The 16151-nt window shown below is 61.4% G+C and carries 9 protein-coding genes; 7 read left to right on the forward strand and 2 right to left on the reverse strand.

The genetic code is table 11. The features are described from left to right. Positions 1 to 125 precede the first annotated feature (125 nt). Positions 126 to 557: an ACT domain-containing protein gene (locus tag R3F07_00470; protein MEZ5274833.1), complete on the forward strand. Its 432-nt coding sequence runs from the start codon at positions 126 to 128 to the stop codon at positions 555 to 557. An 18-nt stretch (positions 558 to 575) separates the two neighbouring features. Here R3F07_00470 and R3F07_00475 read toward each other — a convergent pair whose 3' ends face one another. Continuing rightward, a complete protein-coding gene (locus R3F07_00475) occupies positions 576 to 2675 on the reverse strand; it encodes a DNA gyrase/topoisomerase IV subunit A (GenBank protein ID MEZ5274834.1) in 2100 nt (699 codons plus the stop codon). Then, complete coding sequence (locus R3F07_00480) at positions 2672 to 4510, reverse strand: DNA topoisomerase IV subunit B (GenBank protein MEZ5274835.1); 1839 nt, start codon at positions 4508 to 4510, stop codon at positions 2672 to 2674. Before R3F07_00480 ends, R3F07_00475 begins: the two co-directional genes overlap by 4 nt. Before the next feature lie 247 nt (positions 4511 to 4757). Here R3F07_00480 and R3F07_00485 point away from each other — a divergent pair, with 247 nt between their 5' ends. From R3F07_00485 to R3F07_00510, 6 genes are all read left to right on the forward strand, one after another. Then, the gene (locus R3F07_00485) at positions 4758 to 6635 is read left to right on the forward strand and encodes a DUF1800 domain-containing protein (protein MEZ5274836.1); all 1878 of its coding nucleotides are present in this window, start codon (positions 4758 to 4760) and stop codon (positions 6633 to 6635) included. Positions 6636 to 6668: 33 nt separating this feature from the next. After that, positions 6669 to 8294, forward strand: a complete 1626-nt coding sequence (locus R3F07_00490; protein ID MEZ5274837.1) for a DUF1501 domain-containing protein — start codon at positions 6669 to 6671, stop codon at positions 8292 to 8294. Between the two features lie 15 nt (positions 8295 to 8309). Beyond that, entirely contained in the window at positions 8310 to 9566 is a 1257-nt protein-coding gene (locus R3F07_00495; protein MEZ5274838.1) for an immunoglobulin domain-containing protein, read from the forward strand. Positions 9567 to 9833: 267 nt separating this feature from the next. Next, a complete protein-coding gene (locus R3F07_00500) occupies positions 9834 to 11930 on the forward strand; it encodes a hypothetical protein (GenBank protein MEZ5274839.1) in 2097 nt (698 codons plus the stop codon). Positions 11931 to 12101: 171 nt separating this feature from the next. Beyond that, a complete protein-coding gene (locus tag R3F07_00505; protein ID MEZ5274840.1) occupies positions 12102 to 13961 on the forward strand; it encodes an ABC-F family ATP-binding cassette domain-containing protein in 1860 nt (619 codons plus the stop codon). Between the two features lie 9 nt (positions 13962 to 13970). Beyond that, a complete protein-coding gene (locus R3F07_00510; protein MEZ5274841.1) occupies positions 13971 to 16097 on the forward strand; it encodes a DUF455 family protein in 2127 nt (708 codons plus the stop codon). Positions 16098 to 16151: the final 54 nt, after the last annotated feature.

Below are 16151 nucleotides of genomic sequence, written 5' to 3' on the forward strand. Positions count from 1 at the left end.
TTTTCTTTGGCCCCTTTTCTTTGGCCCCTGAGGTGCGGGTGAATCACCGAGTCGCCTCCCGGGCATGGCAGGCCCCAGTGGCCTGCCGGCTTGCGCCCGCCATCACTTGGGCACAGATTGATGGCATGAACTTCGACTTGAGGAGGCAGTTGACAGTGGCCCTCGAGAACGAGCCGGGGCGCCTCGCCGCGATCAGCCGGATCCTGGCCGAGGCCGGCCATTCCATCCACGGCCTCTGTGTGATCGACAACATCGAGCAGGGGGTTGTCCGCATGCTCGTCAGCGATCCCGGAAGCTGTGCCGACCTCCTCAACCACCACGGATTCTGCGTGGTTGAATCCGAGGTTCTCGCCATCTCCGTCCCCAATCTCAAGGGCGTCTTTGCCCGGGTGACCCGGGTCCTGGCCGAAAACCGGATCAATGTCGACTACGCCTATCTGACCGCGGGCGAAGGGAGCGACACCAGCCTCATGGTGATGAAAGTCTCCGATCTGGTGGCGGCCGAAAGTGTTCTTGTCGCGCTCAACGAATCCGGCGACGGATCGCCGGTGATCTGATCGGGCGGGCCGTCCGCTTCAGCTGATCCGAAGCACCGGCCACCGGGTCAGGGTATTACCGGCCGCACCCCGTCCCTTCACCCCGATGGTCGCGAAATCGAACTCGAACTCTTTGATCCGCGCCCGGCACCGGCCCGAGAGCCGCACCTTGACCACCGGAGGGCTGGCCTCCTCGCCGACTTCGAAGAAATGGATCTTTGAGCCCGCCTGGCCACGTGTCAGGTCGTAGACCTTGTCCCTGGTGACCCCGGAGATACTGAATCGCTTCACGAGGGTCTTGCCCGAGCCCCCGTCCAGATAAGCCATCGAATAGACCGGAGTCTCGTCCTTCTTGAAGAGGGCGACATGGATGATCTCCTTTCCCATGAAAACCTTGTCGCCGACCCGTGATACCCGGAAGGTGCCGTCCGCCATGAAGCAGACGACATCGTCGAGCGTGGAACAGTCACAGACGAATTCATCCTTGCGCAGACCGGTCCCGATAAAGCCCTCTGCCCGGTTGACGTAGAGCTTCTCCGTCGCGAGGGCGATCTCCGCCGCCGCCACCGCCTCGATTGTCTCGATTTTCGTCCGGCGCTCACAGTTCTTTCCGTACTTCTCCTTCAGACCGGCAAACCAGGCGATGGCGTAGTCGGTCAACTGCCGGAGATTGCGCTTCACATCCTTGATCTCCTTCTCGATCCCCTTGATGTGCTCCTCCGCCTGGAAACGGTTGTAGGCCGAGATCCGTTTGATCCGGATTTCGGTCAGGCGCACGATGTCCTCCTCCGTCACCGGCCGGCGCAGGCGGTCGAGGAAAGGTTCGAGGCCGATCCGGATCTCCTCCAGGACACTTTCCCATGTCTTTGATTTCTCGATACGCCGGTAGATCCGCTCCTCGATGAAGATCCGTTCCAGGGATTCCGCATGCCAGCGATCCTCGAGCTCCCCGAGACGGATCTCCAGTTCCTGTTTGAGCAGGCCCACGGTGCGGGCTGTGCTGCGACGGACGATCTCGCTCACCGTGGTGAAGAACGGCTTGTCGTTGTCGATCACGCAGGCGTTCGGAGCCAGGCTGACCTCGCAGTCGGTGAAGACATAGAGCTGGTCAATCGCGTTCGAAGTGTCGGTCCCCGGCGGAAGATGGACAAGAATCTCGACCTTCTCCGAGGTGTTGTCGTCGATGTGGCGGATCTTGATCTTGCCCTTGGCCGAGGCACTGATGATCGAATCGATCAGCGAGGTGGTCGTCGTGCCGAAGGGAAGCTCGGTAATGGCGAGGACATACTTGGAAGGCTGTTCAATCCGCGCCCGCACCCGCACCCGGGATCCGCGCAGTCCGTCATTGTAGGCTGCGAAATCGGCGAGGCCTCCGCTCGGGAAGTCGGGAAGAAGCTGGAAGGGCTCGCCCCGCAGGCAGGCGATCGAGGCATCGATCAATTCGTTGAAATTGTGTGGAAGAACGCGGGTCGAGAGGCCGACCGCGATCCCTTCGGCACCGTCGACGAGAAGGAGGGGGAACTTGGCGGGCAGGGTGACCGGCTCCTTCTTGCGTCCGTCGTAGGAAGCCTGCCAGACCGTGGTCTTGGGATTGAAGAGCACGTCCTTGGCAAAGGCCGTCAGCCGGGCCTCAATGTAGCGGGAGGCGGCCGCTCCGTCCCCGGTCAGCGAATTGCCGAAATTGCCCTGGGGATCGATGAGCAGACCCCGCTGACCCATCGCGACGAGGGCCGCGCAGATTGATGCATCTCCGTGAGGGTGGAGCGCCATGGCCTGTCCCACGATATTGGCCACCTTGTGAAAGCGGCCGTCGTCCATCTCGAAGAGGGTCTGCAGGATGCGCCGCTGGACCGGCTTCAGGCCGTCATCCAGGTGCGGGACCGCCCGGTCGAGGATGACGTAGCTGGCATACTGGAGAAACCAGTTGCGGTACTGCCCGGCCAAGAGGGCGCCCCCGGTCCCGGTCCCTCCCCGGTCCGCGACCGGGCCATCGTCCTCCCCCGAGAGGTCAGACACCTCCTCCTCCTCACCCGGAAAATCGGTCGGGATGGGCTGATCCGACGCTTCCGGCGGAGCCTGGCCGTCTCCGAAGGGCAACTCGAGCGATTCCTCCCCTTTCTTCGTCCGCTTCCGCTTCATGCGTTGATCAGATCCTTCTCCACCATGAGATTCTCAATGATGAATTCCTGCCGCTCGGCGGAGTTCTTGCCCATGTAGAAGGCGAGCAACCGGTCGACATCATGAACCTGGGCAAGGGTGACCGGGTCGAGTCGGATGTTCTCGCCGATGAAATCCTTGAATTCGCCCGAGGAGATTTCGCCCAGACCCTTGAACCGGGTCACTTCAGCCGTCTTGCCCAAGGCCTCCAGCGCCCGGTCGCGCTCGGTTTCGTTGTAACAGTAAAGCGTCTTCTTCCGGTTGCGGACTCGAAAGAGGGGGGTCTGCAGGATTGAGAGATGACCGTTGCGGATCAGGTCCGGAAAGAACTGGACGAAGAACGAAATCAGGAGCAGCCGGATATGCATGCCGTCGACATCGGCGTCCGTCGCGATGATCACCTTGTTGTAACGCAATGTCTCGAGACCATCCTCGATGTTCAGGGCGGCCTGAAGGAGATTGAACTCCTCGTTCTCGTAGCAGACCCGCTTGCTCAGCCCGTAGGTGTTGAGCGGTTTGCCCTTCAGGGCGAAAACGGCCTGGGTCGCCACATCGCGACAGGCGGTCAGGGAACCTGCAGCCGAATCGCCCTCCACGATGAAGATCGAGGATTCTTCCGCCTTCTTGTCCCTGGTATTCAGGTGAACCCGGCAGTCGCGCAGCTTCTTGTTGTGCAGATTGGCCTTCTTGGCCCGATCCCGGGCGATGTCACGGATCCCGGCCAATTCCTTGCGCTCCCGCTCGGAGGTCTGGATCTTCTTCTGCAGGGCCTCCGCGGTGGCGGGATTACGGTGGAGGTAATTGTCCAGTTCGCTCTTGAGGAAACTGACCACGAAGTTGCGCACACTCGGGCCGCCCGGTCCCATCTCGGCCGACCCGAGCTTGACCTTGGTCTGCGACTCAAAGACCGGCTCCTGAACCCGGATGGAGACCGCGGCCACAATCGAGGCCCGCACATCGGCCGCGTCGTAGTCCTTCTTGAAGAACTCCCTGACCGTCTTGACGATGCCCTCGCGGAATGCCGCCAGATGGGTGCCGCCCTGCGTCGTGTTCTGTCCGTTGACGAAGGAGGCGATGTCCTCGCCGTAGTGGCTTCCGTGGGAGAAGGCGATCTCGATGTCATCCCCCTTGAGGTGGATGGCCGGATAGAGCAGATCACCCGTTTGGTTGTGCTCGAGATAATCGAGAAGGCCGCGCTCCGAACGGAAAGTCTTCCCGTTGAAGACCAGGGTCAGTCCCGTATTGAGGAAGGCGTAGTTCCAGAGCATTTCCTCGATGTATTCACGCTTGTAACTGAAAGGACCGAAAAGCGCCTCGTCCGGGACGAAGGAAATGCAGGTGCCGTCCCGCTCCTTGGTCGGGGCCAGCCGGTGTTCCCGCACCAGGCGCCCTTCCGAGAATTCGGCCTGCTTGACCTTGCCGTCCCGGAAGGATTCGGCCTGGAAACGGGCGGAGAGCGCATTGACCGCCTTGGTCCCGACCCCGTTCAGCCCGACCGATTTCTGAAAGGTCTCGGAATCGTACTTCGCCCCGGTGTTCATCCGGGAGACCGCGTCGACCAGCTTGCCTTGGGGAATTCCCCGTCCGAAATCACGGATGGTCACGGTCTTGTCTGTAAGTGAAATTTCGATACGTTTTCCAAAACCCATGGCGTACTCGTCGATCGAGTTGTCGACCACTTCCTTCAGAAGGACATAGATGCCGTCATCCGGGCTGGTCCCGTCGCCCAGCTTGCCGACATACATGCCGGGACGCAGGCGGATGTGCTCGTGCGATTCGAGGGTTCGGATGCTTTTCTCGTTGTAGGCGTTCGCCATGGATCAATGGAAAGCGAAAAGCCATAACCCACAAGGAAGAACCGGGGACCCGTCAAGCGTTCTCCTGCGAAGTCCCCCTTTCCTCCCTGAGGCGATCACCCCAGTCCAAGGGAGCCTTTTCGACCGATCGATGCGCAACCTGGCCGACCGGTTCATCAGGCCGGTGTTTAGAAATACTGATTCCGAATATTCGTTCATCTTGCGGCAGTCTCCCGCCGATAGGCTCCGGGAAAGGGAGATCTGCACCATGGTATTGACACAAGACACGAAGAAAGACCCGGCCGGCCAGACCTGCGGCCGAACCGAATCCTGCAACGGCCAGTGCCGCTGTCGCCGCCACACGGCGGAGCCGGCCCCCGACAGACCGGCGCCGGCCGACCGGAGGGATTTCCTCGAAATGGCTTTGAAGGCGAGTCTCCTGAGCCTGCCCGTGGTCGGGCTGCTCAACCAACGGGCCGCGGCGGCTGAACTCCCCCCCATTCCCAAAGGACTGGTGCCCATGCGCTCCCCGGCCCACCGGCAGGCTTTCAGTGAAACCCGGGAGGCCACGCCGACCGCGTTCGCCCACCCGATGGCCGCAGCCGAACCCGGCGGCTCCGGGAACAGCGGGAATCCGCCGTCCCTGGCGGTCATCGCACTGAACCGGATGGGCTTTGGCCCCCGGGACGGGGATGTCGCCGCTTTCAACGCGCTCGGTTCGACCGATGAACAACGCCTCGCCGCTTACGTCGATCAGCAGCTCAACCCCGCCTCGATCGACGACAGCGCCCTGGAAACCCGTCTCGAGGAGGCCGGATACACCACCCTGAAAAAGCCCCACCCCCAACTCTGGGCGGATCACTTCGGGAAGGACTACAACATCCGGCAGCTTCCCTTCTGGGAAACCGAACGGGCCGCTTTTACACGCGCCATCTTCTCGAAACGACAGCTTTCCGAGGTTCTCGCGGATTTCTGGCACAACCACTTCAATATCTACGCCGACAATTCCCAGATTGCCCCCGGTTGGGTCAGCTACGACCGTGACGTCATCCGCGGTCATATGCTCGGCAATTTCCGCCAGATGCTCGAGGCGGTCGGCACCCATCCGGCCATGCTCTATTACCTCGACAACTTCAAGAGCACCAATGCCGGACCAAACGAGAACTACGCCCGGGAACTCTTCGAACTGCACGGTCTCGGCGTGGCCCACTATTACGGTGTCGGCCGGCAGGCGGACGTCCCCAAGGATGGCAGCGGCCGCCCGCTCGGCTACTGCGATGACGACGTTTACGAAGCCACCCGGGCCTTCACGGGATGGACCATTGATTTCGACACCGGAACCCTTCTCTACCGCGCGGACCGGCATGACCGCTTCCAGAAGACGGTTCTCGGACAGATGATGCCGGCCGATCAGGCGCCGCTCCGCGACGGCGAATTGGTCTACGACCTCATCGCCCGCCATCCCGGCACCGCCCGCCACATCGCCCGCAAACTGTGCAAGCGCCTGATCGCCGACAACCCGCCCGAAGACGTTGTCGCCGAAGCCGCGGCCGTTTTTTCCGCCAACATCGACGCACCCGATCAACTCAAACGCGTCACCCGGGCGATCCTGCTTTCCCAGGCCTTCCGCAATACCTGGGGCCAGAAGTCCAAAAGGCCGTTTGAAACGATCTGCTCCACCCTGCGGGCCTGCGGCCTGAGCCATACCATCCGGATGGATGATCGCTTCAGCAACGATCTCACCTACTACGCCCGGATCACCGGGCACCCGATCTTCCGATGGCAGACCCCCGACGGCTTTCCGGACAACCGCGAGGACTGGCTGAGTTCCTCGTCTCTCATCATGTCCTGGCGCGCCCTCAACCGCTTTTCGGAGTCGAGGCATGACGACAACACACTCGTCCTTGACGTTCTCGGCGCAACCCCGACCGGCGCCCGCAGTGCCAACCAACTGGCCGACTACTGGATCAACCGGATTCTCGGCCGACCGATGTCGGCCGCGGGACGCGACGAGATCGTCACCTTCATGGGAGCGGGCACCAACCCCGATCTCGCCCTCAAACTCGATCCCGACTCCGGCACCCATGAGCGCCTCCGAGCCATGATCGCCCTCATCACCATGGCACCGGAATTCCTCCGCCGCTGAACGACCGATCAACCTTTCCAACCCACCACCATCATGTACGTTTCACGTCGAGGTTTTATTCAAGGCTGCTGCTCCGGGATCGCCGCCATGTCCGGAGCCAGATTGGGCTATGCCGCCATCGCCGCCCCGGACGAACCCGGTTACAATGAGGAGGTCCTCATCGTCGTCTTCCTGCGCGGCGGACTTGATGGCCTGAGCCTGGTCGGACCGATGGATGGCCCGGACCGCGCGCATTACGAGTCCTACCGGCCGAATCTGAAGCTCGCCACCACCGGTGACAACAAGGCCCTGCCACTCGATGCCCCATGGGGTCTCAACCCCCAGGCCGCGGCCCTCCACCCCATCTACCAGGACGGCAAGCTCGCCTTCATCCAGGCCATCGGCATGGCGAACGGCACCCGCAGCCATTTCGACGCCCAGGAATTCATGGAACTGGGCACTCCCGGCCTGAAAACGGCCCGCGACGGCTGGCTGACCCGGCACCTGAAGACCGCCGACAATATCCCTCCGGAAATCCTCATGCCCTCGATGTCGGTCAGCAGTATCCAGCCGACCTCCCTTCGGGGCGACAGGGACACCCTGACTTTCGATGGCCTGAACAGCTTTGGGATCAACTCCGGTCATTGGTTCTATGTCGACCGGCAGAAGACCAGCCTGCGCCGCCTCTTCAATCTCGAAGACAGCCGCATCCACGATGCCGGCGTCCAGGCCCTCAATGCCGCCGATATCATCGGGACCTACCTCGACGGCGCCTACGCCCCGTCGAACGGGGCTGTTTATCCGAACAACAGTTTCGGCCGCCAACTCCAGAATATCGCCCAGATGATCAAGATCCAGGTCGGCCTTCGGGTCGTCACCGTTGATCTGGGAGGCTGGGACACCCACGAGGAACAGGGTAACGACGGCGGCGGCTACATCGGTGGTCAGCTGAACACTCTTTGCAGCGGTCTGGCTGCCCTCTATCAGGACCTGAACGGCGAAGGGGCTGCCAATTTCATGGGCAAGACCACCGTCGTTGTTCAAAGCGAGTTCGGGCGGCGCATCCGTGAAAACGCCAGCCGGGGGACCGACCACGGCACCGGAAATCTCATGATGGTGATGGGAGGCAACGTCATCGGGGGCGTTCACGGCGACTGGCCCGGTCTTCACCCCGACCAGCTTTACGATAATGCCGACCTCGCCCCGACCAATGACTACCGGCGCATCCTCAGCGAAATCGTCATCCGCCGTCTCGAGAATCCAAGGCTCGGTCAAATCTTCCCGGGCTTCGACGACTACGCCCCACTCGGCGTGGTCACCGGTGAGGATATCCCGCCCGACTTCAACGGCGCGGCCCCCTCCAACGACCTCCTTCCCTTCAAGGGACTGACCACTCTGGGAGGCGGCTGGAAGAATTCACCCTGGTTCGGTGCCTTTCGCGACGATCGGGCTCCCTGGATCTACCACCGCGAACACGGGTTCCTCTATGTCAAGGGAACCGATGAGAAGAACCTATGGCTCTACCAGCCTTCGCTCGGATGGGTCCATACCGGCCAAGGCATCTACCCCCATCTCTACTCCCGCAACCGTGAGTCGTGGATCTTCCACGAAGCCGGCAGCCGGGAACCCCGCCATTTCTACGACTTCTCCACCCAGGAGTGGTTCGCCATCTCCAACTGATCCTCTTTTACTGCCATGCACGCGCTCCGCCCGTCCAAATCCGCCGCTTCGCTGCTCCTCGCCTGGCTTCTCGCCGCGACCGCCCTCTTCGCAGGTCCCCTTCCGGATTTCACCCCGGGCGACCCGCCCGCCTACATTCCGACCGATGCGCCGGACTTCATTCCTGATTTTCCGTTCGGTGATGTGGTCAGCCCCTACGTCGACTCCAAACCCGGTGCCCAATCCGTGAATACCGGCGAATCGGTCACCCTCCGGGTCGATGTGGCCGAGTTCGGCGGGACCGCTTACCAGTGGCTCAAGGACGGCGTCGCCATCAACGGCGCCACTGGCCCAACCTATGTTCTCGGCTCGGTTGATCAGACCGATACCGGCACCTACTCCGTCCGCATCACCATCGGTGAGACCACCCAGCTGACCTCGACCGCCTATTTCTCGGTCAGTTCGCCGACCATCGGCGACGGGAACCTCCTGAATATCTCCACCCGGGGTCTCATCGGTTCCGGGGAGACAGTCATGATCGGCGGTTTCGTCATCGCCGGCACCGGTCCCCGGACCGTCGCCATCATCGCCAAGGGCCCCAGCCTTACGGAATTCGGCATCACCAACGCCATCAGCGATCCGAAAATCGCCCTCTACCAGGGACAAACCGTCATCGGGACGAACGATTCACTTGCGGAACTTGATGCAGTCGAGCGCGATGCCCTCGTCGGCACCGGGATTGCTCCGGGCGACCCGGCCGAGCCGGGCATGGCCGTCTCCCTCGACCCCGGCGCCTACACCGTGCGGGTGACCAACAATGGAGGCACCGCGGGAGTCGGCCTGGTCGAAGTCTACGACTGGGATCTCCTGACCGGCGACAGTGAGGCCAGCGATTCCCGGCTGCTCAATATCTCCACCCGCGGCATCGTCGGCTCCGGAGAAAGCGTCATGATCGGCGGTTTTGTCATCGACGGCACCGATCCCAAGACAGTCGCGATCACGGCCAAGGGACCGAGCCTCGCCCAATACGGCATCGCCAATCCGATCTCGGACCCCTCGATCAAGCTGCGCAAGGGGGCCGACCTCGTCGCCCAGAATGACGACATCATCGCCCTGCCGACCCAGAATCGCGACATCCTGGCCCAGGGCGGAGTCCTTCCATCCGATCTCTACGAATCCGCCCTCCTCGTCACCCTCGAGCCCGGGGCCTATACGGTGGTCCTTCAGAACGACGGCCCGACCGCCGGCGTGGGCATCGTGGAGGTCTATGACTGGGACCGCGCCGCGCCCTGATCTTAGCGGTCTACCCAAATCTCGCAGAACAGGAACGCCCCGCCCTCACCGGCGGGGCGTTCCTGTTGCTCTCGGCAAAGCCGAGATGCAATCCCCGTTCAGGCCCAACTGACGAAGGACGATCCAATCTGTTCCGATGAGATCGTCAGCATATTGACTAATAGTAGAATCCGGCTAGCATTGCTCTTTCTTATGACAAGCGGCGGGCCACTGACACGCAACTTACTCGCGACTGGAAGAAGAGCCGTGATCGGTGCCGTGGCAGTGATGACGACGGCAATCGGACTTGCCGGCACCGCACCCAACCCCGCGTCGGTGAGTGTAGTCCGTTTCGCCTATGCGCGGCAGCTTTCAAACGACCTCATCGAGGCACCGATTGCGGTCGTCAGTTTTCACGTCAGACTTTCGGAATTCGCCCTGACCGAAGCTCTGCTCAGGGATTCTAAGGGCACAACCAATTTCGACCATCCGGATTCCCTCAACTTCTGGTTAACTCGGTCATTTGACCAACTGTGGGAATCCGACGATGCCTACCCTCCAGGTGTCTACAGAATCGAGTTGGGCGGAGAGTTGAAACGAGGATTCGACTTCCATCTCGATGCCGACAGATACCCTCCGATGCCCCGGATCACCAATCTGAACGAAATCAGCTACCTGACGGATCCCCTAGAGACGACAATCCGATGGGATCTCGGGGCCGACTCCTTGGAATCGGACCTTTACCAACTGAGGATCACCAATGCTTCAGGGGAAATCATCCATGAATCTCCCCTCGCTGGCCAATACTTGACCGCCTTCGACCAGAAAGACGGACCGCGAACCACCGAAAGCCTCCATGAGGAACGGCTCAGCCTTCCCCCATTCACCTACATGATCGGCCAACTCATCGTGGTTCGTTTCTCCGAATTTCCAGCACCCGACGAAAACGGAACGATCATCGCCACCGGTCGATCAGCCGTCCTGGAGTTTCATTTTCAGAGCGGATCACTCAAGCCGGTCGGTCCCGAAATCACGACCCAACTATCTGAAGTTGAAGTCATGGCGGGAGAGCCGTTCTCTCTCAGCTTTGCCACCAATTCTGACGCGACCCAACCACTCTCCATTTCTTGGTACAGAGACGGCGAAATGATCACTGATCGAGCTGACCCTTTCACCTACGAAGTCCCGATCAGCCGGATGGAGGATGCAGGATTATACCACGTGATCGTCTCCAATACGGCCGGTCAGGTCACGAGTCTTCCAGCACGCGTCAGCATCATGCCGCGACCACTTCCCTCCATTACCCGGCATCTTACGTCAATGGTGCTTGCGCCAGGCGAACCAGGCCGGCTCGGAGTCCTTGTTGATGAGACCGAAGGCGTGAGCTATGTCTGGTACCGAAACGGGAGGCTTGCCCACTGGCTCAACCAGCCATTTTTCAATATCAGCCCAAGTGATACGGCGGGTGTTGCCGACTTCAGGGTCGAGATTTGGCGGGACGGTCGGTCGCTTCCCAGTGAGGAAGCCCGAGTCATTGTGGATGACACCCTCGTCAAACCTCCGGCATCCGAAGATCGCTTGAGAAACCTGTCGCTGCGGGCCCGGGCAGGCGGGAAGGAAGGCGCTGTCATCGTCGGATTCGTCCTGGCGGGAGAACACCCGGCATCTGTTCTGATCCGGGGCGCCGGTCCTGCACTGGCCCAGTTCGGGGTTTCAGATTTCCTTGCTGACCCGGTCCTCCAATTGCGCTCGGGGAATGAAATGCTGACCGAGAATGACAACTACCGCGACATTCGATCCACCGATCTGAGTAATCTGGAGCTGGCTCTCGGCACCTTTCCTCTAGACTCGGGGGACACCGACGCGGCACTCCTGATAGCCATCCATCCGGGAACCTATACCGCCCGGATCAGTGGTCATGGAGCGGAATCGGGTATCGCAATCGCCGAGATTTTTGAAGGCGACTTCACCACGCACACCATTCTCACCAATCTTTCGGCCCGGGCGAACGTCGGTCTCGGCGAAAATGTCCTCATTCCGGGATTTGTGGTCGGAGGTTGCAATCCACAGACCTTTCTCGTCAGGGCCATCGGTCCGGGGCTCGTGCCCTATGGAGTCCAAGACACGCTCACGGATCCGATCATCACTTTGAGGTCGGCCAATTCCACCATCCTGGCAAGAAACGAGAAATGGTCCGATGCCGACAATTACAAGAAAATCGCTTCGGTGTCACAAACGATTGGAGCGTTTGCTCTCGCGAATGACAGCCAGGATGCCGCGATTCTTATCTCGCTTGCGCCCGGAGCCTACACCGCAGTGGTCTCCGGCGCCCACGGCACCGTTGGAACCGCCTTGGTGGAGGTCTATGCGGTGCCGTCCGAATGAGTCCCGAAGACCGCCATAGGGCCAACCTTGGGACTTTCAGACGAGAGGTTACGCAGCGGCAAGCTGCCACGTCCGGCCGGCTCTTCACTCGATGCGTTCATCCCAGTCATACTCCATCGACCCCTCGAGCTTGACCCCGGAGGCCTCCATCGGCTTTGGTGGAGGTTTTCGATGCTCACCCTGGCCAATGTTTCCAAGCACTACGGAGCGCGCGAACTCTTCTCCGATATCTCCCTCTTTGTCGCGCGTACCGATCGGCTGGGCCTGGTCGGGGCCAACGGGGTGGGCAAATCCACCCTCTTCAACCTGATCCGCAACGAGGAGTCCAGCGATACCGGGACGATCACCTGGGAGCGCGGATCCGACTTCGGCTTTCTTCCCCAGGAAAGCGCCCCAACCGGCGACGAGACCATCCTCCAGATCGCCACCGGTGAGCACATGATGGACCTGGAGAGCGACAATCCCGATGACTGGGACATCGATTGGACGCTCGAGCCCCGGGCCAAGAAGATCCTGGCCGGGCTCAGTTTCAAGGAATCGGACTTCGATCGACCAGCCCGCTCCTTTTCGGGCGGCTGGGTCATGCGCGCCCATCTGGCCCGGCTTCTCGCCAGCGAATCCTCGCTCCTCCTCCTCGACGAGCCGACCAACCATCTCGACCTGGAAGCCCTCCTCTGGTTCCAGGACTACCTGCAGAACTACCCCGGGGGGCTCCTCATCATCTCCCACGACCGGGCCTTTCTCAACGCCCTCTGCAACGGAATCCTCGAGCTGCGCGGTCGCCGCCTTCACCGCTACACCGGCAACTACGACGACTTCCTCATCGAAAAGGAGGCCCGAAAAAGCCAGCAGGAATCCCTCTTCAAGAACCAGCAGCGGGAAATCGCCCATCTCCAGAAGTTTGTCGATCGATTCGGGGCCAAGGCCTCCCTCGCCACCCGGGCCAAGTCCAAGGAAAAGCAGATCGATCGCCTGAAGGACGATGCCATCGATGCACCGGAGGATGATCTCCAGAAGATTCACTTCAAGTTTCCCCAGCCGATCCGCTCCGGCCTCAAGGTGATCAAGCTGGAAAACGTCCGGCAGGCCTACGGCAATCACGTGGTCTACCGCGACCTCAACTACGTGGCGGAACGCGGCCAGCGCACCGTCCTGGTGGGCCCGAACGGTGCCGGCAAGTCCACCCTTCTGAAGATCCTCGCCGGAGTCATTCCGATCCAGGCAGGCGAACGCGAACTCGGCGCCAATGTCACCGCCGGTTACTTTGCCCAGGACCGGACCGACAGTCTGAATGCCCAGGCCAACGTCCTGGAAAACGTGATGGAACTGCGGACCTCCGCCAACGATCTGACCGAGCAGAAGGCCCGCACCCTCCTCGGGGCTTTTCTCTTCCGCAAGGACGACGTCTTCAAGCCGGTCTCGGTCTTGTCCGGTGGCGAAAAGTCGCGGCTCGCCCTTGCCCGCATGCTGGTGGACCCACCCAATTTCCTCCTGATGGACGAGCCGACCACCCATCTGGACATCGCCTCGATCGACGCTCTCGTTCATGCCCTCAAGCAGTTCAGCGGCACTCTCATTTTCATCAGCCACGACGTCTACCTGATCAAGGCCCTGGCTCTCGATGTTCTGCACGTTCACTCCGGCCGCCTCACGCCCTACGCCGGCAATTACGATTACTACCTCGACAAGTCAAAGGCCACCAACGAGCGGGCCGCTCTGACCGCCGGATTTGCCGACGCCCGTCCGCCGGGGCCGGAGGTCGAGGAGAAAAAGGAGGTCCATCCCAAGGCCAACCCCAAGGAAGTCCGGCGCCTCCGTTCGGAAGTCAGCAAGCTCGAAAAGGTGGTGGCCGAACTCGAGGCCCAGCAGGCGGAGATCACGGCGTCCCTCGAAGATCCCGCCACCTACACCGAGGCGGGCAAGGCCCTTCACCTCAATCGGGAGCTGACCGCAATTGCCGATCAGATCCAGAAGGCGACGGTCGAATGGGAGGCCGCCGCCCTCAAACTCGAGCAACTGGCGGAGACATGAGGATGGGAAATGGAACTGCGTGAGTTCGCCGAGCAAGTTCTCTTCTCCACCGACCTGGAGCAGAAGCTCCTCATTCCCCGATCTGTCACGGACGACCGCCCCGGAAGCGCTCTGGCCGTTCCCGCCATGCCCGGCCGGCCCAAGGAACTGGTCTTCAAGGCCCGGGGAGAAGGACGGGATAGCTTCCCCGGATTGAACCGGTTGGAAAAGGAATCGGAACGCGGACGGCTCCTTCACTTCTTCGCCAACCACGAGTTGCTGGCCACCGAGTTGATGGCCCTCGTCCTGCTCCGATTTCCCGATGCGCCCGCCGCCTTTCGCCAGGGAGTTTTCGAGACCCTGAAGGACGAGCAGAGGCACACCCGGCTCTATCTTAAGCGGATGAAGACCTGCGGCGTCACCTTCGGCGAATTGCCGGTCAGCGGCTATTTCTGGAACTCGATAGCGACGATGGAAAACCCGGTCGACTACGTGGCCGGACTCTGCCTGACCTTCGAACAGGCCAATCTCGATTTCTGCCGCCACTATGCCGAAGGATTCCTGACGGTCGGCGACACCGTCACCGGCCGACTGCTCGACCGGATCTACCGCGATGAGATCGGCCATGTCGCCTACGGCCTGAAATGGTTCCGCCGCTGGAAAAATCCCGATGAGAGCGATTGGGAGGCGTTCTGCCGCCACCTCAAATTCCCACTCTCCCCGCAGCGGGCCAAGGGGATCGGATTCAATGTTGAGGGCCGGCGCGATGCGGGTCTCGACCCCGATTTCATCACCCGCCTCGAAGTCTTCGCCCGCTCAAAAGGGCGGACTCCGACAGTGACAATCTTCAATCCGCTCGAAGAAGGCCTCCTCGCCCGACCCGACAGCGTCTCGACCTCGAATTCCCGACAGCATCTGGTTCACGATCTCGAAACCCTGCCGCAGTACCTCTGCCGGCAGGACGATATCGTCCTGGTCAGGGAGCAACCCTCCATTGCCTTTCTCCGCACGATCAAGCGGGCCGGTTTTGCCCTCCCGGAATTCATTGAGGGCGACGGACGTCCGGAATCGCTCGAACGGACCCTGGCCGATCGCAAACTGGGCGGATTCCGCCCCTGGGCCTGGGGCCCGCACAGTCGCCGTCTTTTCGAACCCCTCTCCGGTCTGATCGGAAAGAAAGCCCGGACCCCGGCGGAATCCTTTCACGAAGGCATCACGGAGATGTATTCGAAATCCTGGAGTGCCGGCTTCCTCCGGTCGATCCTCGCTCAAACGGAGCCCGTTCCCTGGCTCTGTCCCGTCGAGGCGGTCGGGACGACTGTTTCCTCAATCGCGCAGGCCATGTCGGCGATCGCGGAAATCCGGCACCGCGGGCATCACCGGATTGTGATCAAGGAAGCCTTCGGCCTGGCCGGACGGAATGCCGTCCGCCTCTGGGAGCCGGCTCTGACCGAAGCGCAGACCCGATGGATGGGAGACGCCTTCCGGGCCGGGCTGTCCCTGGTCATCGAGCCGTGGCTTGAACGCGTCATTGATTTCTCAATACAAATGGAGGCGGAGACCGACGGACTCCGGCTCTGCGGGCATACCGGCCTGATCACTGATCATCGGGGCCATTTCCGGGGCAACTGGGCCCACCCCAGGCACCACCGCCGCCTCCCTCCGGAAGTGACCCGGGCGATTCGTGACCAGGTCGGCAACCCCGATCGGATCCACGAGCTCTTTGAGACCATTCGTCGCCGACTCGAATCCGAGGTCAAGCGACACGGCTACGAAGGTCCCATCGGGATCGACGCCTTTCTCTACCGCGCAGCGGACGGCGGAATTCGTCTCAAACCGGTCGTCGAAATCAATCCCCGGCATACCATGGGGCGGCTCACGGTGGAGTTGATGCGGCAAGTGGCCCCGGGTCGCAGCGGCTGCTTCCGGCTTTTCAGCCTGGCCGAGATGAGGAAAACCGGTTTTTCAACCTTCCCGCAGTTTGCTTGTTCGCTCGAAGAGCGGTTCCCACTGACCACGGAAGGGGAACCCAAACGGAAAATCCTGGGCGGCGCCCTCTGCCTGAATGACCCGGCGAGAGCCCGAAACCGACTGGCGGTCTTTTCCGTCGTCCGTGACCGCACGGAACTCGGGATCCTTTTCCCGGGCCTCTTCTAGGCCGGCTTCGTCCCCTTCTTGCCAAGGCTGCCCGGATGGCCGATGCTCGGATCC

It is taken from the genome of Opitutaceae bacterium (assembly GCA_041395105.1).
Classification (GTDB): domain Bacteria; phylum Verrucomicrobiota; class Verrucomicrobiia; order Opitutales; family Opitutaceae; genus B12-G4.